This is a genomic window from Lentzea miocenica (genome assembly GCF_033949945.1).
Taxonomy (GTDB): domain Bacteria; phylum Actinomycetota; class Actinomycetes; order Mycobacteriales; family Pseudonocardiaceae; genus Lentzea; species Lentzea miocenica.
Window position 1 is genome coordinate 11,726 of the sequence record NZ_JAXAVW010000007.1, and the last position, 19,356, is coordinate 31,081.

Annotated in this window: 17 protein-coding genes; 10 read left to right on the forward strand and 7 right to left on the reverse strand. The window is 68.4% G+C overall.

Going from position 1 to position 19,356, the window contains the following annotated elements; all coding sequences use genetic code 11:
- Positions 1-65: 65 nt before the first annotated feature.
- The gene (locus SK803_RS10345; RefSeq protein ID WP_319965627.1) at positions 66-1,211 is read right to left on the reverse strand and encodes an acyl-CoA dehydrogenase family protein; all 1,146 of its coding nucleotides are present in this window, start codon (positions 1,209-1,211) and stop codon (positions 66-68) included.
- A gap of 94 nt (positions 1,212-1,305) precedes the next feature.
- Between SK803_RS10345 and SK803_RS10350 the strand changes: the two genes are divergently transcribed.
- Positions 1,306-1,968, forward strand: coding sequence for a winged helix-turn-helix transcriptional regulator (locus tag SK803_RS10350; protein ID WP_319965628.1), 663 nt, complete (start codon positions 1,306-1,308; stop codon positions 1,966-1,968).
- Positions 1,969-2,086: 118 nt separating this feature from the next.
- Complete coding sequence (locus tag SK803_RS10355; RefSeq protein ID WP_319965629.1) at positions 2,087-2,524, forward strand: hypothetical protein; 438 nt, start codon at positions 2,087-2,089, stop codon at positions 2,522-2,524.
- A 302-nt stretch (positions 2,525-2,826) separates the two neighbouring features.
- Here SK803_RS10355 and SK803_RS10360 read toward each other — a convergent pair whose 3' ends face one another.
- Positions 2,827-3,204: a PH domain-containing protein gene (locus SK803_RS10360; RefSeq protein WP_319965630.1), complete on the reverse strand. Its 378-nt coding sequence runs from the start codon at positions 3,202-3,204 to the stop codon at positions 2,827-2,829.
- 133 nt (positions 3,205-3,337) lie between these two features.
- Here SK803_RS10360 and SK803_RS10365 point away from each other — a divergent pair, with 133 nt between their 5' ends.
- The gene (locus tag SK803_RS10365; protein WP_319965632.1) at positions 3,338-3,823 is read left to right on the forward strand and encodes an SgcJ/EcaC family oxidoreductase; all 486 of its coding nucleotides are present in this window, start codon (positions 3,338-3,340) and stop codon (positions 3,821-3,823) included.
- Here the strand turns inward: SK803_RS10365 and SK803_RS10370 are convergent.
- The 3 genes from SK803_RS10370 to SK803_RS10380 form a co-directional block, all read right to left on the reverse strand.
- Positions 3,780-5,048 carry a sensor histidine kinase gene (locus SK803_RS10370; RefSeq protein ID WP_319965633.1) on the reverse strand — a complete coding sequence of 423 codons (1,269 nt, stop codon included), beginning with the start codon at positions 5,046-5,048 and terminating at the stop codon, positions 3,780-3,782. The two genes, SK803_RS10365 and SK803_RS10370, sit on opposite strands and share 44 nt — an antisense overlap.
- 91 nt (positions 5,049-5,139) lie before the next feature.
- Positions 5,140-5,787 carry a response regulator transcription factor gene (locus SK803_RS10375; protein WP_319965778.1) on the reverse strand — a complete coding sequence of 216 codons (648 nt, stop codon included), beginning with the start codon at positions 5,785-5,787 and terminating at the stop codon, positions 5,140-5,142.
- Positions 5,672-6,355, reverse strand: coding sequence for a DUF6886 family protein (locus tag SK803_RS10380; protein ID WP_319965783.1), 684 nt, complete (start codon positions 6,353-6,355; stop codon positions 5,672-5,674). Before SK803_RS10380 ends, SK803_RS10375 begins: the two co-directional genes overlap by 116 nt.
- Before the next feature lie 18 nt (positions 6,356-6,373).
- On the opposite strand from SK803_RS10380, the gene SK803_RS10385 reads away from it, so the two are divergent.
- The 7 genes from SK803_RS10385 (at position 6,374) to SK803_RS10415 (ending at position 17,430) form a co-directional block, all read left to right on the forward strand.
- Positions 6,374-7,399 (forward strand): hypothetical protein, encoded by a 1,026-nt coding sequence (locus tag SK803_RS10385; protein WP_319965634.1) that lies wholly within the window; start codon positions 6,374-6,376, stop codon positions 7,397-7,399.
- Positions 7,400-8,060: 661 nt separating this feature from the next.
- The gene (locus tag SK803_RS10390) at positions 8,061-9,038 is read left to right on the forward strand and encodes an ABC transporter permease (RefSeq protein WP_319965635.1); all 978 of its coding nucleotides are present in this window, start codon (positions 8,061-8,063) and stop codon (positions 9,036-9,038) included.
- 16 nt (positions 9,039-9,054) lie between these two features.
- Positions 9,055-10,032, forward strand: coding sequence for an ABC transporter permease (locus tag SK803_RS10395; RefSeq protein ID WP_319965636.1), 978 nt, complete (start codon positions 9,055-9,057; stop codon positions 10,030-10,032).
- Positions 10,032-12,161, forward strand: a complete 2,130-nt coding sequence (locus SK803_RS10400; protein WP_319965637.1) for an ABC transporter ATP-binding protein — start codon at positions 10,032-10,034, stop codon at positions 12,159-12,161. Before SK803_RS10395 ends, SK803_RS10400 begins: the two co-directional genes overlap by 1 nt.
- 110 nt (positions 12,162-12,271) lie before the next feature.
- Positions 12,272-13,942, forward strand: coding sequence for an ABC transporter family substrate-binding protein (locus SK803_RS10405; RefSeq protein ID WP_319965638.1), 1,671 nt, complete (start codon positions 12,272-12,274; stop codon positions 13,940-13,942).
- A 69-nt stretch (positions 13,943-14,011) separates the two neighbouring features.
- Positions 14,012-14,890, forward strand: coding sequence for a hypothetical protein (locus SK803_RS10410; protein ID WP_319965639.1), 879 nt, complete (start codon positions 14,012-14,014; stop codon positions 14,888-14,890).
- Positions 14,891-14,931: 41 nt separating this feature from the next.
- Positions 14,932-17,430 (forward strand): caspase family protein, encoded by a 2,499-nt coding sequence (locus tag SK803_RS10415; protein WP_319965640.1) that lies wholly within the window; start codon positions 14,932-14,934, stop codon positions 17,428-17,430.
- Here SK803_RS10415 and SK803_RS10420 read toward each other — a convergent pair.
- Together SK803_RS10420 and ligD are read right to left on the reverse strand one after the other, a co-directional pair.
- A complete protein-coding gene (locus SK803_RS10420; RefSeq protein ID WP_406601514.1) occupies positions 17,409-18,323 on the reverse strand; it encodes a DNA polymerase domain-containing protein in 915 nt (304 codons plus the stop codon). The two genes, SK803_RS10415 and SK803_RS10420, sit on opposite strands and share 22 nt — an antisense overlap.
- A 4-nt stretch (positions 18,324-18,327) precedes the next feature.
- Positions 18,328-19,272, reverse strand: a complete 945-nt coding sequence (ligD, locus tag SK803_RS10425; RefSeq protein WP_319965642.1) for a non-homologous end-joining DNA ligase — start codon at positions 19,270-19,272, stop codon at positions 18,328-18,330.
- Positions 19,273-19,356: the final 84 nt, after the last annotated feature.

Here is a 19,356-nt window from a genome sequence, read left to right on the forward strand (position 1 = left end):
GAGACGGACCCGAATCCTCGCAAACCCTTGGCATGCATACAACTTGAAGTTGCCCAAGAAGAGTTCTACTCCGTGACTCCGGGGTCACCCTGAGCGACCTTGCCCGTGTACATGAGTGTGGCCTCGGGTGTGAGCGGGTGGAACGTTCCGGCGCGCACGTCGCGGTAAGCGCGTTCCAGCGGTGAACGCTTGAAGAACGACCGTCCACCCAGGACCTCCATCGCGAGGTTCACGACCTCGATCGCCTCCACCACGGCCTGGCGCTTGGCCAGCATCACCGTGACGGTCGACTCGGCGTTGGCCGTGTAGTCGTCGCCGAGCTCCTCGATCGACCCCATCAGCGACCACCACGCGGTGCGCAGCTTGTAGTCCATCAACCCGATCTGCCGCACGGCGTTCTTCGACGTCGACCGCACGGCCACGTCCCGCGCGCCGGAGGCGATGCCGAAGTACGTCGCCCCGCACACCGGCGCGAAGTGGACGACCGCGGCGAACAGCGGCGCGCCGAACTCCCCGTACGGCCGTCGTGCCGCGATCTTCTCTGCCGGGATGAACACGTCCTCCAGCACCACGTCGTGGCTGGCAGTGCCGCGCATTCCGAGCGTGTCCCACGTTTCCTCGATGCGCACGCCCTCGGCGTTGAGCGGCGCGCTGAAGTGCAGCACCTCCTCACCGAGGACAGCGGACGTGGCCACGACGTTCGCGCGCGGCGACTGGCTGCAGAACGTCTTGCGCCCGGAGATCAGGAACCCGCCGTCCACCTGCGTCGCCGTGGTCGTCGGCCACAGCCAGTCCGACCCGCCGCTGGTCGCGATGACCAGGCCCTCCGCGGCCACGCGCCGCAGCACGCCCTCCGCGTCCGGTGCGCCCTTGCGTCTGCGATATCCCTGCATCAGCGTCAGATACAGGTGCATCGTGACGGCCAGCGCGGTCGCGCCGTCGTGCCGCGCGAGTTCGGCCTGGGCGTAACAGACCTGGCGCATCGTGGCGCCGAGCCCGCCCAGTTCCTCGGGTACGGCCAACGCCAGATAGCCCTCCTCGCGCATCGCCTCGTACGCCTCGGCCACGAACGTCGCGTCGCTGTCGTGTTCGGACGCGTGGGCCGCCGCGATCGCGCCGATGCGGGCGGCCATCTCCACGAACTTCGCGTCGTCGTCCTTGGTGACAGTCGGGAACGTGCTGGTCACCCGCGGTGTTTCAAGAGTTGTCATGCGACGAACGTAAGAACAGACAAGCCCCGCAGGTAGTTCTGAAAGTGAACCGGACGGCGGTAACGAAACACCCGCGACGACGGAGACTTTCCCTGTGAGGACGTATGCGCAGTACTGCCCGATCGTCCGCGCCGTCGAGGTGCTGGGCGACCGGTGGACGTTGCTGATCGTGCGGGACATGCTCGTCGGTGCCTCGCGCTTCAACGAGCTCTCCCGCGGTCTGCCGGGACTTTCGCGCGCCCTGCTGTCCCGTCGCCTCAGGCAGCTGGCGAACGCCGGGCTGGTGGTGCGCACCGGAGACGGCTACACGCTGACCCCCTCCGGGCAGGCCCTGCGCCCCCTGGTGTTCGGCCTGGCCGACTGGGGCGCCCGGTACGCGTTCGGCGACCCGCGCGCCGACGAGCTCGACCCCGAGGTGCTGATGTGGTGGATGCACGGCCGCGTCGACACCGGCACGCTGACCCGCCGCGCCAACATCGAGTTCCGCATCAACGACCGTCACCGCACGTTCTGGCTCGTGGTCGAACCCGGTGACGCCTCTGTCTGCTACACCGATCCGGGCCTGGAGGTCGACGCGGTGCTGGCGTCCGACCTCGCGACGCTCTACCGGGTGTGGGAGGGGGAGTACGAGCTCCTCGACGCCGTGCGCGCGGGCACGGTCGAGCTGACCGGTACGCGCTGGGTGGTGCGCGGCCTGCCGAACTGGCTCAAGCTCAGCCCGGTCGCCGAGTACGTCCGCGCGGCTCGGGAGGGCTGACCAGCGCGAACAGGTTCCGCCGAAACTTTTTGAAGATTTTCTGGGCCGATTGTCGATCCGGTGTCGTGGCCGTTCGACGCATCAGTGGAAGGACACCACAGCCCAGGAGGAACCCGAGATGACCGCCACGACCGTCACCGCCGCCCCTGCCACCCGCAAGATCGCCGTCGGCCGCTACGCCACGATCATCACCCGCGTGCTGATCGGCCTGCTGTTCACCACGACCGGCTTGAACGGGTTCCTGAACTTCATGCCCGCGCCGGATCCGAGCACGATGGCGCCCGCCGGAGTGGCGTTCACCGCCGCTCTCTACGCGACGGGCTACATGCTGCAGCTGGCCTCGGGTGTCCAGCTCGTCGCGGGTGTCCTGCTGGTCGCCGGCCGGTTCGTGCCGCTGGCCCTGGCGATCCTGGCGCCGATGGTCGTGAACATCTTCCTGATCCACGTCTTCCTGGAGCCGTCGGGCCTCGGGATCGCGATCTTCGTGGTCGTCGCCGAGATCGGTCTGGCATGGGCGTACCGCGACAAGTTCCGCCCGATGCTGCAGGCCCGCTAGAGCCCGCAAGCGAAATCCCCCGCAGGCCACGTGCCGCGGGGGATTTTTTGTTGCCCGTACTGGGTTTCGTGCCCGCGCATGTCGAAATCGGGAGGTCTGGTTCGACGTATCTGTGAAGGCGAAATCCTTGGAAGGGAACGGAAATGTCCACCACCCGCTGCGCCACCGTCATCATGCGAGTGCTGGTCCGCAGCCGGGTCGCGCCCGTGATCGTGACGGCGCTGAACGTCCTGCTGGACACCAGCCACCTCGTCACCGCGCTCATCGTGGCGCTGGCCGAGATCGCCGTGGCGCTGGGTTCCCTACCGCGCCACGAATGCCGCCAGCAGCGCCTGCACCTCGTACACGTCGACGCCCTTGCCGAACTGCTTGGAGATCGGCGCGTCACTGCCGGAGATCCAGATCTTCAGCTCCGCGTCCAGGTCGAAGGTGCCGGCCGTCTCGACGGAGAACTGCGTGATCGCCTTGTACGGCACTGAGTGGTACTCGACCTTCTTGCCCGTCATGCCCTGCTTGTCGACCAGGATGAGCCGCCGGTCGGTGAACAGGAACGAGTCGCGCATCAGCTGGTAGGCCGCGTGGATCTGTTCCCCCTGCGCCAGAAGCCGCCCGAACTCCTTCGCGGCGTCCCGCGGGTCGAGCTTCGACGCGTTCCCCATCATTCCGCTGAGAAGTCCCATACGTCCAGGTTTACCAGGCTTGCGGAAAGATTGTCCCGGTCTTGGCGTTCTCCTGCACTTCTCCTGCCCGGGCACTTCCGGGCGTTACCTGAAAGTGGTGTTCAACAGCCACTCGATCGGGGAGAACCACACGATGCGCAACCGTTTCGCCGGAGTCGCCGCACTGGCCGGAGCCGCTTTGCTGGTGACCGGATGTGCCGGAAATGCGGCAGAAGCCGCCAAGCAGGACTCCAAGCCGACGAACGACCAAATCAAGGCGCTGTTCGCGGACTGGAACGCAGCCCTCGCCACGGGTGACGCCCAGAAGGTGGCCGACCGTTACGCTCCGAATGCGGTCCTGCTGCCCACGGTGTCGAACCAGGTGCGGTCCACCCGCGCCGAGATCGTCGACTACTTCGAGCACTTCCTGCAGAACAAGCCGAGCGGCACCATCCTCGACTCGCACATCGCGGTGCTCGACGCCGACGACGCGATCGACGCGGGCACCTACCGGTTCGCGCTCACCAGGGACGGCAAGCCGACCACTGTGGACGCTCGCTACACGTTCGTCTACGAGAAGATCGACGGGAACTGGCTCATCGTGAACCACCACTCGTCGGCGATGCCGGAGCAAGTCTGATCCGCACGCACAGCCCGCCACCGGCCGCGGCGTCCAGCGACACCGCGCCGCCGTCGTCGGTGACGAGCTGCTTGACGATCGCGAGGCCGAGACCGGACCCGCCCTTGCCGGTCAGGCCCTGACCGCGCCAGAACCGGTCGAACGCCCGCGCGCGATCGGCCGGCGGCAGCCCTGGCCCGGAGTCGATGACCTCCAGCAGACCCGGCCGGGTGGTGCGGATCAGGATCGTGGCGCCGTCCGGGGACACCTCCAGCGCGTTGGACAGCACGTTGTCCAGCACCTGCTCGAGGTGCCCCGGCGTCGCGAGCACCCGGATGTCGAACCCCTCGGACACCAGCGAGATCGACCGCTCGTCGGCGGCGGCGCGCCAGGCGGTGAACCGCTCGGCGACGACGTCCAGCACCTGCACGGGTTCGGGATGGGCGACGTCGGCCTCGGCACGCGCCAGCGCCAGCAATCCGTTGACCAGCCGCGACATCCGCACGACCTCGGCGGTCGCCATCTCGACGTCCTCGCGGGTGTGCGGGTCGTCGACACCGTCGGCCACGTTGTCCAACGACAGCCGCAACGCCGTCAGTGGTGTGCGCAGCTGGTGCGAGGCGTCACCGATGAACGCCCGTTGCGAACGCACCAGCGTGCCGATCGTCTCGGTGGCGGTGTTCAACGTCCTGGCGAGCGTGCGGGTCTCGGGCGGCCCGGTCTCCTCGGCGCGCGCGGTCAGGTCGCCGTCCCGCAGCCGCGCCGCCATGCCGTTCAACTCACGCAACGGCCGGGTGACCCGCCGCGCCAGCCACAGCCCGAGGAACGCCGCCACGATCAGCACACCCACCGCGAGCAGCGCGCGGAAACCCCAGATGTACCAAAGCCGGTCGATGATCGGACCGTCCGGATAGGACAGCCGGATCGCGCCGACGACGGTGCCGTCCGGTTTCCGCGCCTGCACCGTGAGCTTCAGGCCTTCGGAGTCCCAGACCTTGCTCTCCGGTTCCGGCCCGAGCACGTCGATCTGGCCGAGCGTCTGCCGTTCGTAGGCGTCCACCAACGCGCTCAACGACCGCGTGTCGCCGGACGCCAGCAGCAGCGCGGCGGTGTCGGCCTCGCGTCGCGCGGTGTTCTCCGCGTCGCCGAACAGCTGGTTGTTCAGGGTGAACGCCACCGGCACGGTGAACGCCGCGATCGCCACGGCGACCAGCAGCACGTAGCTCCAGACGAGTTGGCGGATCATGGGAGCACCAGCCGGAATCCGACACCCCGCGCTGTATCTCCAGGGATGGCCGTCGCGGCCAGCGTCGCGTTGCTCCTGGCGGATCGGCGCGTCACGGGAGCACCAGCCGGAATCCCACGCCGCGCACCGTTTCCAGCGACGCCGCGTCACCGAGTTTGCGGCGCAGCACCCCCACGTGCACGTCCAGCGTCTTGGTGGGGCCGAACCAGTTCTCGTCCCACACCGCCTCCATGATCTGCTCGCGGGTGAACACCGCGCCCGGCTCCTCGGCCAGGAACGCCAGCAGGTCGAACTCCTTCGGCGCCAGCTCCACCTCGCCGCCGTCGAGGTGCACCCGCCGCCCGCGCCGGTCGATCCGCAACCGCCCGTGCTCCTGCGCGGCTTCCTTGTGCGCGGGCTGCGCACGCCTCAGGACTGCCCGCATCCGTGCGACGACCTCACGCACCCCGAACGGTTTGGTGACGTAGTCGTCGGCGCCGATCTCCAGCCCAACGACCCGATCGACCTCGTCCGACCGTGCGCTGATCACGATGATCGGCACGTCCCCGCGCGCACGCAGCTCGCGGCAGACGTCCAGGCCGTCCATGTCGGGCAGCCCGAGGTCGACAAGCGCCAAGACGAAGTCATCGGCGGTGAGCGCCTCCGCACCCGTGCGCACCCAACGGACCTCGAACCCGTAACGGGACAGCCCGCGCGTGAGCGATTCCGCGATCGGCTCGTCGTCCTCCACCAGCAGCACCCGCATGGGCGCTGATCATTCCACTGAACGCGGCAGGGCGTTTCTCAACCGGATCCCGCTCGACCCCAGCGAGCTGGTGGTCACCGCGTCCCAGAACGGCCACAGGTTGGGCAGCACCCCGCAGCCCGATCCCCGCCTCCTCGTGCAGCGCGAACAGATCACCGACCCGTTCGGCGGGCCCCAACGGCAGGACTGGCTCGGTCGCCACCACGGCGTGCCCATGACCGTCGCCCTTCTCGTCGAACGGCCGGAACACGTCGGCGGGCAACCGGTACGCGTACAGCCGCACGGTCCACATGCGCTCCAGCCATCCGTACTCGATCGCGTGCACGCGATCACCGCAGCCGGGCCCGATGATCCGGTCGCGGTCCGCCGCCGAGGTGCGCGAGGCCGTCCACGCCATCGCCCGCGGGCACTGCCGCGGAAACCAGTAGTCGGGGGAGCGGCCCGCGTCCACGGCCCACACGTACTCGCCGGGTTGCCGCGCGGTGGCCGCCAGGTGCGGCACGAACCGGGTGATCGAAGGATCTTCGGAGAAGTGCAACACCTGACCGGGTTCGGGCCGCATGTGGTCATACTGGCCCGCATGCGGAGGTTGATGCTCGCGGTTTTGCTCGTCCTCACCGGCTGCTCCTCGGGCGCGGACAACGGAGTCGGCTTCACCGCCGTCGACCTCACGGCCACCCCGGAAGCGTTGGCCACGCACGCCGACATGCTGGTGATCGGCACCCGCCCGTCCGACCACCCGGAACTGGTCACGCGCACCAAAGACGGCACTCTCACCAACGTCCGGCTGACCCCGACGACCCCGTACGGCAAGGAAGCGCACTGGTACGGCATCACCTCCGACGGCACCACGATCACCGGCGTCGGCGGCGAACGCGGCGGCGCGCACGGCAACGTCCGCTGGAGCGCCTGGACCGGCGACACCCGCCAGATCGTCGAGAAGACGCAGGCCTTCAGCACGTTCGGCGGCTACGGCGCGGGCGAACTGATCGGCGTGGTCCGCACCGCCCAGGGCCCGCGGATCATCGGCACCTGGCAGAGCGCCAAGGCAGGCCTCGACATCGCCGCCTGGACCTACGCGGAGGACACCTGGACCCGCCAGCCCTCCGCCGGCACCGCCCTGGAGAGCTCACAGGACCTCCTGCGCTTCCCGCTCGCCGTGACCCAGAACGGCGACGGCGCCCTCGTCGCCGGCTGGCAGATCGCGAAGGGCACCGTGGGCGCGGCCGTCTGGCAGTTCGACGGCACGACCTGGACCACCGCCACCCTTCCCGACGGCGACGCCGCACTGGCCGCCCGCTGCTGGGACGGCACCTGCCACGTCGTGGGCCGTGCCAAGGGCAAGCTCGCCTGGTGGACCGGCTCCGGCTCGGACTGGAGGAAGCTGACCACGCCGGACATCCCGGTCGGTGACGACGCCGTCCTCGCCGCGCCGGTCCCGGTCAACGGCACGCCGACGCTGTTCGTCGACCACAACGGCGTCAAGCTCGTGTCCGGAAAGGACGAACGGCCGGCGGACGGGCCGAGCGGTGAGGTCGTGGCGGCGGAGAAGGCCGACGATCAGGTGTTCGTGATCGCGGGCGGCCGTCTCTGGCGGCTCAGCTAGCCGGCAGCGCGCAACGTCTCCAACCCGTCGAACACCGCTTCCGTTCGGCGGGAGAGGCCGCGTCGGGGAGATCCTGCGCCATCGCTCACCGGTGTCGACGCGGTCGGAGGACTCCGGCCTGCCCCGGTACGCGCTGACCGGCATCGAGGTCGGCCCTTGTGACGCGCTTCACGGCGTTCGGCCTAGCGGGCGACGTGGCCGAACTGCGCCCGCGGACGGAACAGCTGGTCGGCGGGGTGGCGGAGCTGCCCGTGCGCTGGACAGCCCAGTGATCGATCCAGTAACGGTGGACGCATAAGGCGCTTCGCAGCGTGATGCCCGGTTTCTGATCACATTGCGCTGCTTGTCCCACATCTTCCGGTCATTGCATTCACCCGGATGCGTCACATCCATCCGTGCCGCGACAGAACTTCACGGTGAATGCGGCGATCTGGACGCACAATGGTCACGCTTGGACACACAATTGCCGAGGGTCAACTGTTGATGTGGCTGTTCGGCCGTCCTTTTCGCCACGCATGGGTGACTATGGCCCGGTCAGTGGGCCCCTGCGAATCGTGGGGGTGGGCGGCGGTCCGCCAGATCGGCGGTTAATCTCTTGCAACTCGTCCACTGCAATCCAGTGTGCCGACGTCGCAACCACCGGGGAGAGGACTGAACACGGGTGGCCGGATTTCTGTTGCGGCGGTTGGTCAACTACGTGGTGCTTGCCCTGGTGGCAACGTTCCTCGCGTTCACGTTGGCCTCCGCCACCTTTGACCCGATCGGGGTGTTGCAACAACGCAACCCACCGCCTCCGGCGGCATCGATCGAGGCGAAGAAACGAGACCTCCACCTCGACCAGCCGATCCCGCAGCGGTTCGTGACGTGGATGGGCGGTGTGGTGCAGGGCGACTTCGGTCGCACGATCACCGACCGCCCGATCACCGACGAGCTGGGCCGCCGGATCGGCGTGAGTCTGAGGCTGTTCCTGCTCGGCATCACGATCGGCATCCTGTTCGGAGTGCTGCTCGGTGTGGTGAGCGCGATCAGGCAGTACAAGTTCAGCGACTACTTCGCGACCTTGTTCAGCTTCATACTTCTGTCGACGCCGGTGTTCGTGCTGGGCACGTTGCTCAAGATGGGCGCACAGGGCATCAACGACTCGATCGGCACCAACGTGCTGATCTTCGTCGGTGAGCAGACACCGGGCTTCCAGGGCAACTGGTTCGAGCACCTCGGCGACCGGCTGCAGCACCTGATCGTGCCGACGCTGACGATCGCGCTCGGTCAGATCGCCTTCTACAGCCGCTACCAGCGCTCGTCGATGCTCGACGTGCTGGGCAGCGACTTCCTGCGCACCGCCCAGGCCAAGGGGCTGACCCGCCGCAAGGCGCTGTTCAAGCACGGTCTGCGCACCGCGCTGATCCCGATGGCGACCCTGTTCGCGTTCGGTTTCGGCCTGCTCGTCGTCGGTGGCACGTTCACCGAACGGATCTTCGGCTGGTTCGGCATGGGTGACTGGCTGGTCACCGGCATCTCGGCGCAGGACACGAACATCACGGCCACGGTGACGCTGTTCGTCGCGGTGTGCGTGCTGTTCTCCGGCTGGCTCGCCGACGTGCTGTACGCCGCGCTCGACCCCCGAATCCGTGTGAACTAGGCAAGGTGACGACGACGTGACCGTGATCCTCAACGAGGGCGACTCCGCGGGAACCACCGGCGCCGCCTCCGGCAGCCCGGTCGACGCGGCGCCCGAACCGGGCAAGGCCATGACGCGTGGCCGGCTCGTGTTCATCCGCTTTCTGCGCAACAAGCTCGCCCTGGTCGGCCTGGTGGTCATCGTGGGCATGTACCTGATGGCGTTCGTGGGCCCGCTTCTGTCGAAGTGGAGTTACGACACGCAGGACTACAGCGCGTTCCTCGAGCCGCCGTACTCCGAGCACATCTTCGGTACCGACAAGATCGGCACCGACATGTTCGCGCTGACGATGCGCGGGCTGCAGAAGTCGTTGCTCATCGGCTTGCTCGTGGCGCTGATCTCGACCACCGTGGCCGCGATCGTCGGCGCGACCGCCGGTTACTTCCTCGGTGTCGCCGACAAGGCGCTCATGTGGGTGGTCGACCTGCTGCTCGTGCTGCCGTCGTTCCTGATCATCGCCATCCTGAGCCCGTGGTTCCGCGGCAAGTCGTGGTTCCTGCTGGTGATCATGCTGGCCGCGTTCCAATGGATGATCACCGCGCGCATCGTGCGCGGCATGACGCTGACGCTGAAGGAGCGCGAGTTCGTGAAGGCGGCCAAGTTCATGGGCCAGCCCGCGCGCAAGATCATCGCCAAGCACATCGTGCCGAACATGGCGTCGCTGCTGATCATCGACGCGACCATCAACGTCGGTTCGGCGGTGCTCGCCGAGACGGGCCTGAGCTACTTCGGCTTCGGCGTCCAGTCGCCCGACGTCTCGCTCGGCACCCTGATCGGGCTCAACGCCGAGTCCGCGACGACCTTCCCGTGGCTGTTCCTGTTCCCGGCGGGCTTCCTCGTCGTGTTCGTGCTGGCGGTGAACTGGGTCGGCGACGGGCTTCGTGACGCGCTCGACCCCACCTCCACGCGCGTGCGACGCAAGGAGAAGAAGGAAACCAAGGAGAAGGCCGCCTGATGACCACCTCGGAGATCCAGTTCGACACTCCGGCCGACCCGGTCGTCGAGGGACCGGTTCTGCAGGTCGAGGACCTTCACGTGTCCTTCCCGAGCGAGTCCGGCCGCGTGCGGGCCGTGCGCGGGCTGAGCTACCACGTCTCGCCCGGCGAGGTGCTCGGCATCGTCGGCGAGTCCGGTTCCGGCAAGTCCGTGTCCTCGCTCGCCGTCATGGGCCTGCTGCCGGACTCGGCGCGCATCACCGGTTCCATCAAGTTCCAGGGTCGTGAGCTCATCGGCCGCGGCGACAACGAGCTGTCGAAGATCCGCGGCCGGCGCATCTCGATGGTGTTCCAGGACCCGCTGTCCGCGCTCACGCCGGTCTACACCGTTGGCGACCAGATCGCCGAGGCGATCCTGGTGCACCGCAAGGGCGCCGTGTCCAAGTCGGCCGCCGCCAAGCGCGCGGTCGAACTGCTCGACCTCGTCGGCATCCCGAACGCCGTCGAACGCGCCAAGGCGTTCCCGCACGAGTTCTCCGGCGGCATGCGGCAGCGCGCGGTGATCGCCATGGCGATCGCCAACGACCCCGACCTGATCATCGCCGACGAGCCGACCACCGCGCTCGACGTGACGGTGCAGGCGCAGGTGCTGCAGCTGCTCGAGACCGCGCAGGAGGTCACCGGCGCGGGCATCGTGATCATCACCCACGACCTCGGCGTCGTCGCCGGGTTCGCGGACCGGCTGATGGTCATGTACGCGGGCCGTGCCGTGGAGAAGGGCAAGGTCGACGAGATCTACGAGCGGCCGCGCATGCCGTACACCCTCGGCCTGCTCGGCTCGATCCCGCGCCTGGACGTCGGCGAGAAGCAGGCGCTCGTGCCGATCACCGGCCAGCCGCCGTCGCTCACGGACCTTCCCCCAGGTTGTCCGTTCGCGCCGCGCTGCCCGATGGTCGTCGACGCCTGCCACACCGCCGAGCCGCCGCTGATCGACGTCGACGGGTCGGACGAGCACCAGGCCGCGTGCATCAGGACCGGCGAGATCGCCGCCACCGACGCCGAGGGCGCCGAGGCGGCCGCCGAGATCTTCGGTGCCGAGGTCGTCGAAGAGGCCGAGATCGCCAAGGTGCCGCGGGAACAGCGCGACGTCGTGCTGGGCCTCGACAACCTGGTCAAGGAGTACGCGGTCAACAAGGGCGTGGTGTTCAAGCGCCGCGTCGGCACCGTGCACGCGGTCGCGGGCATCACGTTCGACGTCCGCGAGGGCGAGACCCTCGGCCTGGTCGGCGAGTCGGGTTGTGGCAAGACCACGACCCTGATGGAGATCCTCGGCCTGGAAAAGCCGATGAGCGGCGAGATCTCGGTCCTCGGCACGAACGTGTCCTCTTTGGACTCCAAGCGCCGCAAGGAGATCCGCCGCGACATGTCGGTGGTCTTCCAGGACCCGATGGCCTCGCTCGACCCGCGCCTCACGATCAACGACGTCATCGCAGAGCCGATGCAGGTCCACGGCTACGGCAAGGACGAGATCAACCGGCGCGTGCCGGAGCTGATGCGACTCGTCGGACTGCGTCCCGAGCAGCTGTCGCGCTACCCCGGTGAGTTCTCCGGCGGTCAGCGTCAGCGCATCGGCATCGCGCGCGCCCTCGCGCTCGAACCGAAGCTCGTCGTGCTCGACGAGCCGGTGTCGGCGCTGGACGTGTCCATCCAGGCGGGTGTCATCAACCTGCTGGAGGAGCTGAAGTCCAAGCTGGGCCTGGCTTACCTGTTCGTCGCGCACGACCTGTCGGTGGTGCGCCACATCGCGGACCGGGTGGCCGTGATGTACCTCGGGAAGATCGTCGAGATCGGCGAGGTGGACTCGGTGTTCGACGCACCGCGCCACCCGTACACGCAGGCTCTGCTGTCGGCGATCCCGATTCCCGACCCCGTGAAGGAACGTCAGCGGGAGAGGATCCTCCTCACCGGTGACCTGCCGAGTCCGGCGAACCCGCCGTCCGGCTGCCGGTTCCGCACCCGATGCTTCCTGCACGCGTCGCTGCCTCCCGAGAAGCAGCGCACGTGCATCGAGCTGGAACCGCCGCGCGAAACGCAGGCCCCCGACCACGAGGCGGCCTGCCACTTCGCTCAGATCCGTCAGGTTCTCTGATGCATCCGTCGCCTCAGACGACCTGCGAGCACGAAGGAACAGTGTCCCCGGCAACTGGTGTCCGGGCACGAGGGAGGTTCACGACAGTGAGTCGACGTACCAAGGTGGGAGTGACCGCGCTTGTCGCGTTCGCCCTCACGCTTACCGCGTGTGGGGGGCCCAGCAACAACGCCAACTCCGGGCTCAAGGGCGCGGACAACGCGATCGGCCAAGCGGACATCAACCCGCAGGACGCCGCCAAGGTCAAGGACGGCGGCGAGTTCCGCTGGCCCGTTGACCAGTTGCCGGACAACTGGAACTACAACCAGCTCGACGGCACCAACGCCGACGGCCGGCGCATGATCGACACGTTGATGCCCAACCTGTTCAAGCAGAAGCCGGACTCGACGATCGAGGTCAACAAGGACTTCCTCGACGAGGCGAAGCTCGCGTCCTCCGACCCGCAGGTCCTCGAGTACAAGATCAACTCGAAGGCCAAGTGGTCGGACGGCACGGCGCTGTCCTGGCAGGACTTCGAGGCCATGTGGAAGTCCCTGAACGGGACCGACAAGGCCTACGAGGTCGCCGGCACCACCGGCTACGAGGACATCGAGAAGGTCGAGAAGGGCGCGACCGACCAGGACGTCAAGGTGACGTTCAAGAAGAAGTTCGCCGAGTGGGAGGGTGGCCTGTTCTCGCCGCTCTACCCGAAGGCCATGTCCTCCTCTGCCGAGGAGTTCAACAAGGGCTGGGCCGACGCGCCGAAGATCACCGCCGGTCCGTTCAAGATCGGCACGATCGACCGCACCGCCAAGCTCGTCACGGTCGTCCGGGACACCAACTGGTGGGGCGACAAGCCGAAGCTCGAGAAGTTCACGTTCCGCCAGGTCGACCGCCCCGCGCTCGCGGACGCGCTCGCCAACGGCCAGATCGACTTCTTCGACATCGGTTCCAGCGTCGACAACTTCACGCGCGCCAAGTCGATGCAGGGTGTGACGATCCGCCAGGCGATCACGCCGGACTACTCGCACATCACCTTCAACGGTGCGGACTCCTCGATCCTCAAGGACGCGAAGCTCCGCGTCGCGCTGATGCGCGGTATCGACACCAAGGTCATCACCAAGGCGCTGCTCGGCCAGATGCTGAAGGGTGACGCGCAGGTCACCGGTAACCACTTCTTCCTGCTGGGTTCCGCCGGCTACAAGGACAACTCGGCCGTGGCGGCGTTCGACAAGGAAGCCGCGAAGAAGCAGCTCGACGAGCTGGGCTGGAAGCTCGAGGGCGAGACCCGCAAGAAGGACGGCAAGGAACTGGTCGTCCGGTACGTCATCCCGACGCCGAACCCCGTTTCCGACCAGATCGCGAAGCTCGTGCAGTCGCAGCTGAAGGAGATCGGCGCCAAGGTCGACATCCAGGCCGTGCCGTCGACCGACTTCTTCAAGCAGTTCGTCAACGTCGGCAACTTCGACATGACCGGCTTCCGCTGGCTGGCCTCGGCCACGCCGATCTCGGACAGCAAGGGCATCTACACCCTCGACCCGGCCAGCACCAACCAGAACTACGGCCGCATCGGCTCGGACGAGGTCAACAAGCTGCTCGAGCAGGCGAACGGCGAGCTCGACAACGCCAAGCGCCTGGAGCTGGCCAACGAGGCCGACAAGAAGATCTGGGAGCTGGGCGCCCAGCTGCCGCTGTACCAGCTGCCCGGCGCGGTCGCGGTGAAGAGCAACGTCGCCAACTTCGGTGCCGTCGCGTACGCGAACCGTCCGTACGACTACATCCACATGGGCTTCACCGAGTGATGTGTAGTTAGCTGCTGAACGGCCCGGCGGGCTTCCCGCCGGGCCGTTCGTTTCTGTTTGGAGCTTCTCTTGTTGCGTTCCCGGGTCCGCGCGCTGCGTCATGGTGTTCTCGCCACGGCGATCGTGCTGTTCGTCTGCCTCGTGGTCGGCCTGCTCTCGTGGCTGTCCTATTCGGACTCACGCGCTGTCTTGTCCTCGTTGACCTCCCGCGAGGTCGGCGAGGTGGTGTCCTATTCGGACGGTGCGGTCGAGGTGCGGTGGCCCTCGGGTTCGGCGCGCGTCCCGTACGAGGACGGCGTGAAGTTCGTGGGACGGCAGACGCAGGTGGCGTTCGACCCCGCGGACCCTTCGCGCGCGGTGATTCCCGGCTCGAACCAGTTCGTGGACACCGACCGCGCGCTGGGCGGCGTGACGTTCTCGCTGGCGGTGGCGCTGCTGGTGGTCTTCGCCGGTTTGGTGCGGCTGGTGCTGGCGGTGCGGTCCGCGCGGGCCGAGGCGGTCACGGTGCCGGTGCGGCGGATCCGGTTGCAGTCCGGCCTGATGGTCCGGTCGTGGCTGGAGATCGACGGGCCGGTCGAGCGATGGCTGCCTGTGTTCTACGACCCGGTGCTCGTGACGCTGCCGTCACCGGTCGACGCCGAGCTGCGGGGCGGGCGCGTCGCGTTCGTCGACGGGGTGACGATCTACCCGTCCGGCAAGGCCGTGACCACACATCCGAGGGGCCGGCGCCTCGACAACCCGGCGCAGCCTGATCCGGAGACCCGCGCGCCTCGCGGACTGCTGGCCCAGCTGCGGGTGGACGCGGTGTTCATGGTGCCCGCGCCGTTCGTCGGCATGTTCTGGGCCTATCTCGACGGCAGCGGCTTCACCGGCTGGATCACGGCGACGGTGATCGCCGCCGTGCTGGGCCTGTGGTGGGGCGCGTTCCGGGGTTCCGACCCTTCGTAATGCTTTGTGCCCGCTGAGCGACCTCCAACTAGGAGGCCGCTATGACCGACGTCACACTGCGCGTGCGCGAAGACGGTGCCGACGACGAGCGCATCGAGCAGCTCACCACGTTCCTGAGATCCGAACTGCAGGAGTTCGCCGCCGTCTCGGGCGTGCCCGGCGAGGCTCCCGCCGGCGCCAAGGCCATCGACCTGAACGAACTGGGCACCCTGCTGACCACGGTCTCCCAGTCCACCGTCCTGGCCGCGCTGATCAACGCCGTGTCGTCGTGGCTGGGCCAGCGCCGCGAACGTTCAGTGACCGTCGAAGCCGACGGCGACACCCTGGAACTGACCGGCGCGCCCTCGAAGGCCGAACTCGCCCAGCGTTCCGCCTGGCTGGGCCGGCACCTCCACCGCTACGCCCTGATCATCGCGAGCTACGAGTTCGCCGACCCCGGCCTCGCCTCCCTGCGCGCCCCCGCTCACGACGCCGCCCGCCTCGGCGAGGTCCTGGCCGACCCGCGCATCGGCGCCTTCGACGTGCAGACCTTGATCAACACCTCGGCCGCCGAGGTGAACGAGGCCGTGGAGGACTTCTTCGCCGACCGCGACCCGGACGACCTCCTGGTCCTGCACTTCTCCGGCCACGGCGTGAAGGACGAGGCCGGCGAACTCCACTTCGCCACCTCCGGCACCAAGCTCAACCGCCTCGCCGGCACCGCGGTCTCGGCGGACTTCGTGGCCCGCCGCATGAACCGCTCCCGCTCCCGCCGCATAGTGCTGCTGCTCGACTGCTGCTACTCCGGCGCGTTCGGCCGCGGCATGGTGGCCCGCGCCGGCGGCTCGGTCGGCATCGAGGAACAGTTCGGCGGCAGCGGCCGAGCCGTCATCACCGCCTCGTCCGCCATGGAGTACGCCTTCGAGGGCGCCTCGGTGGCCGACACCTCCGAAAGCGAACCGTCAGTCTTCACCTCAGCCCTGGTCGAAGGCCTGGAATCCGGCGACGCCGACCGCGACCAGGACGGCCACGTGGGCCTGGACGAGCTCTACGAATACGTCTACGACCGAGTGCGACGCGTGACCCCGCACCAAACCCCGGGCAAGTGGATGCTCGACGTCCGAGGTGACCTGCGCATCGCCCGCCGGGCCCGCCCCGTCTCAGTGCCGGCCCCGCTGCCCGCCGAACTGCAGGACGCCATCGACCACTCGCTGCCCGGCGTGCGCGCGGGCGCGGTGCCGGAGTTGCGGCGGATGTTGACGGTGGCGCACGAGGGCCGGGCGCTGGCGGCACGAATGGCGCTGCGCCGGCTCGTCGACGACGACAGCCGAATGGTGGCCATGGCGGCGCGCAAGGCGTTGGGGGAGCCCGGCGAGACGGGGGAGCCGCCGAAGTCGGGCAGCTCGACGACGACCGCGGCAGCGTCCGGCAAGGCTTCATCCAGCAAGGCTTCGACCCGTGCGGCTCCGTCTGGCTCAGCCGCGCCGGCCTCGGTCGCAGCCAGTTCGACGGCGTCCGCCTCGGCCGCGCCTGCTTCGGCCGCGCCTGCCTCGACCGCGCCTGCCTCGACCGAGTCCCGCTCGGCTACGTCCGCCACGGCTGAGTCTCGTCCGCCGACATCCGCCTCGACCAAGCCCGAGCAGGACAGGAGCCGGATTGTGCGCACCGCGTCCGGCGCCGCGTCAGCCACCTCCGCTGCGATCCCCAGACGAACCCCCACCACCCCGACGGCCCCCACCACCCCGGACCATCCCGAACCTCCACACGTGGCCTCCCCGGAGGCCGTCAAAGCCGCGATCCCCCGAGTAGCCGCCGGCCTGGCCCTGACCTTCCTCACCATCGGCCTCGTGTCCGTCCCAGGCGGCATCCTCGGCCACATGAGCGACGCCAGTCCCAGCACCTGGCTGTTCGGATCCCTGTGGCCATGGGCCCTGGTGGCGGCGATGTTCGCGGTCACCTGCCGCGACCACCCGTGGGCCGCCGGCGCCGCACTGGGCTTCCTGGCAGGCATGACCGGCCTGCTGGCAGGCACCGGCGACACCTACCTGTGGTTCCTCCTGGGAATCGCGGCAACCGCCCTGGCGATCGCGTGCCGGACGAGCCCGTGGTGGATGGCGGCAGCAGGGGGCGTGCTGGGCGCGGCAGGCGTGTTCGTCGTCGGTTCCTCCACCGGCGACCTGGACACGATCGAAGGCGCCGATCTGGCCTTCATCGCCGCGGCCGCCGGCCTGATCGGACTGGCGGGTTACCGCATCTGGCGCGAACGGGCGTGGGTCGGCGCGATCGCACCGGTCCTGTTGCTCCTCGACGCTGCCCTGAACCTGACCGGCGTCCCGTCCTACGTCGCGCACGCCAGCCTGGCGGGCCTGATCGTGGTGCCGCTGATCGCCGCGCTGACCAGCGGCATCGCCAGGTTCGCCGGATACCTGGCGGTCGCCGCCGGATTGCTGGTGCGCGCCAACGAGTACGTGTCCGCCGGCGAACCGTCGTTCACGACCATCGCGCACGTGACGCTGCCGCTGGCGGCGGCAGTGGTCGCCTACTTCTCGCGTTCGCGCTGATTCTTGCGGCGCTTGCCCTCGTGCATCGCGACGACGCGGGCGACGGGGATCGTGTGCCCTTCGGCGATCAGGTCGTCGGGCAGGCGTTGCGCCGCGGGCATGAGCGTCGTCCACGGGTCGCCGTCGAACCTGGTCCGGACGGTGAAGTCGGCCGGGGTCACGTCCCTCAGCGACTCCCACGGCACCGGGAACGAGATCGGCAGGCCCTCGCGCAGGCGTGGGCTGTAGGCGGCGACGACCGTGGCACCCCAGGCGCGCGTCGAGTCGAGGAACACTTTTCCGCCGCGCTCGGCCCGGATGTAGGCGGTCGTGGCGATCTCCGGGTTGAGCTTCTCCGCCCGCACGGCCACCGCGCGCGTCGCCGCGGCCACGTCGTCGGCGTCGTGCTGCTCCAACGGCACGAAGATGTGCACGCCCTTGGCGCCGCTGGTCTTGACTGCGCCCTCAAGGCCAGCCTGAGCCAGCGCTTCGCGGATCAGGAACGCCGACTCGACCACGACGTCGAACCCGGAGCCCTCCGGCGGGTCGATGTCCAGCACCATGTGCGTCTGGTGGTCGACCCCAGAATGATCACTGACGAACAACGGCACGTGGTACTCGACCGCCCGTTGGTTCGCGAACCACATCAGCGTCTGCTTGTCGTCGCACAACGCGTACTTGATCTGGCGGTGCGACGCCTCCGCCCAGACCTCGACGGTCTTGACGTAGTCCGGCGTGTACTTGGGGACGTTCTTCTGCATGAACGGGTCCTGGCCGCGCAGGATCCGCCACACCGACAGCGGCCGCCCGGCGAGCACCGGCACGAACCGGTCGGCGACGAAGTCCAGGTACTCGACCAGGTCGCCCTTGATCGTGCCGCCGAACAACGGCTGGTCGAGCGACGAGAACTTCATGGCCTCACTGTTCATCAGGAACCTCGAGTTCGTCTCGGGCGGCCCATTCCAGCAGAGGTTCGATGGACCACACCGCGTCGTCGATGCCGGCGTGCAGGTCGCCCAGTTCGGCGTAGCGCTTCGGCACCGTGGCGATGGTGAAGTCGCGCGGATCGACGTCCGGGATCTCGTCCCAGCGGATCGGCGTCGACACCGTGGCCTCGGGAAATCCCCGCACCGAGTACGCGGACGCGATCGTGTGGTCACGCGCGTTCTGGTTGTAGTCCACGAAAACGAGCGACGGATCGCGGTCCTTGCGCCACCACGTGGTCTCGACGTCGTCGGGCGCACGGCGTTCGACCTCGTGCGCGAACGCCAAAGCCGCCTTCCGCACGTCCTGGAACCCGTAGTCGGGCTTGATCCGGACGTAGATGTGCAGGCCCTTGCTGCCGGACGTCTTCGGGAACCCGACCGCGCCCAGCTCGGCGAGCACCTCCTCGGCCACCTGCGCGACGCGGCGCACGCGGTCGAACGTGCACGTGGGGCCGGGATCGAGGTCGATGCGCCACTCGTCGGGCTTCTCGGTGTCGGCCGCACGCGAGTTCCACGGGTGGAACTCCACAGTGGACATCTGCACGGCCCAGATCACGTCGGCGATGTGCGAGACGCACAGTTCGTCCGCATGGCGGTTGTAGCGCGGAAAGTGCACGCGGACGGTCCGCACCCACGGCGGCGCGCCGTGCGGAAGCCTTTTCTGGTGCACTTTCTCGCCGGTCACGCCCTCGGGGAAGCGGTGCAGCATGCACGGCCGTTGCCGCAGCGCGCGGACGATTCCGTCACCGACGGACAGGTAGTAGTTCGCGAGATCCAGTTTCGTCTCGCCGCGCGCGGGAAAGTAGACGCGGTCGGGGTTGGAGATCCGCACCACGCGGTCCTCCACCTCGAGCTCCACAGCCGGGGACTTGCCCATGTGGGCCACGCTAGCCGTTTCCAGGCGTTTCCTCAGCCCGAACGGTGCTTGCATGCCAAGCGTGGCGCCCACACTTGATACCGG

Coding starts and splice junctions, on each gene's coding strand:
- SK803_RS10385 (WP_319965634.1), top strand. CDS start 6,374: ATGCGGAGGTTGATGCTCGCGGTTTTGCTCGTCCTCACCGGCTGCTCC.
- ligD (WP_319965642.1), bottom strand. CDS start 19,272: ATGGGCAAGTCCCCGGCTGTGGAGCTCGAGGTGGAGGACCGCGTGGTG.
- SK803_RS10370 (WP_319965633.1), bottom strand. CDS start 5,048: ATGATCCGCCAACTCGTCTGGAGCTACGTGCTGCTGGTCGCCGTGGCG.
- SK803_RS10380 (WP_319965783.1), bottom strand. CDS start 6,355: ATGCGGCCCGAACCCGGTCAGGTGTTGCACTTCTCCGAAGATCCTTCG.
- SK803_RS10360 (WP_319965630.1), bottom strand. CDS start 3,204: ATGGGACTTCTCAGCGGAATGATGGGGAACGCGTCGAAGCTCGACCCG.
- SK803_RS10355 (WP_319965629.1), top strand. CDS start 2,087: ATGACCGCCACGACCGTCACCGCCGCCCCTGCCACCCGCAAGATCGCC.
- SK803_RS10415 (WP_319965640.1), top strand. CDS start 14,932: ATGACCGACGTCACACTGCGCGTGCGCGAAGACGGTGCCGACGACGAG.
- SK803_RS10400 (WP_319965637.1), top strand. CDS start 10,032: ATGACCACCTCGGAGATCCAGTTCGACACTCCGGCCGACCCGGTCGTC.
- SK803_RS10345 (WP_319965627.1), bottom strand. CDS start 1,211: ATGACAACTCTTGAAACACCGCGGGTGACCAGCACGTTCCCGACTGTC.
- SK803_RS10420 (WP_406601514.1), bottom strand. CDS start 18,323: ATGAAGTTCTCGTCGCTCGACCAGCCGTTGTTCGGCGGCACGATCAAG.
- SK803_RS10365 (WP_319965632.1), top strand. CDS start 3,338: ATGCGCAACCGTTTCGCCGGAGTCGCCGCACTGGCCGGAGCCGCTTTG.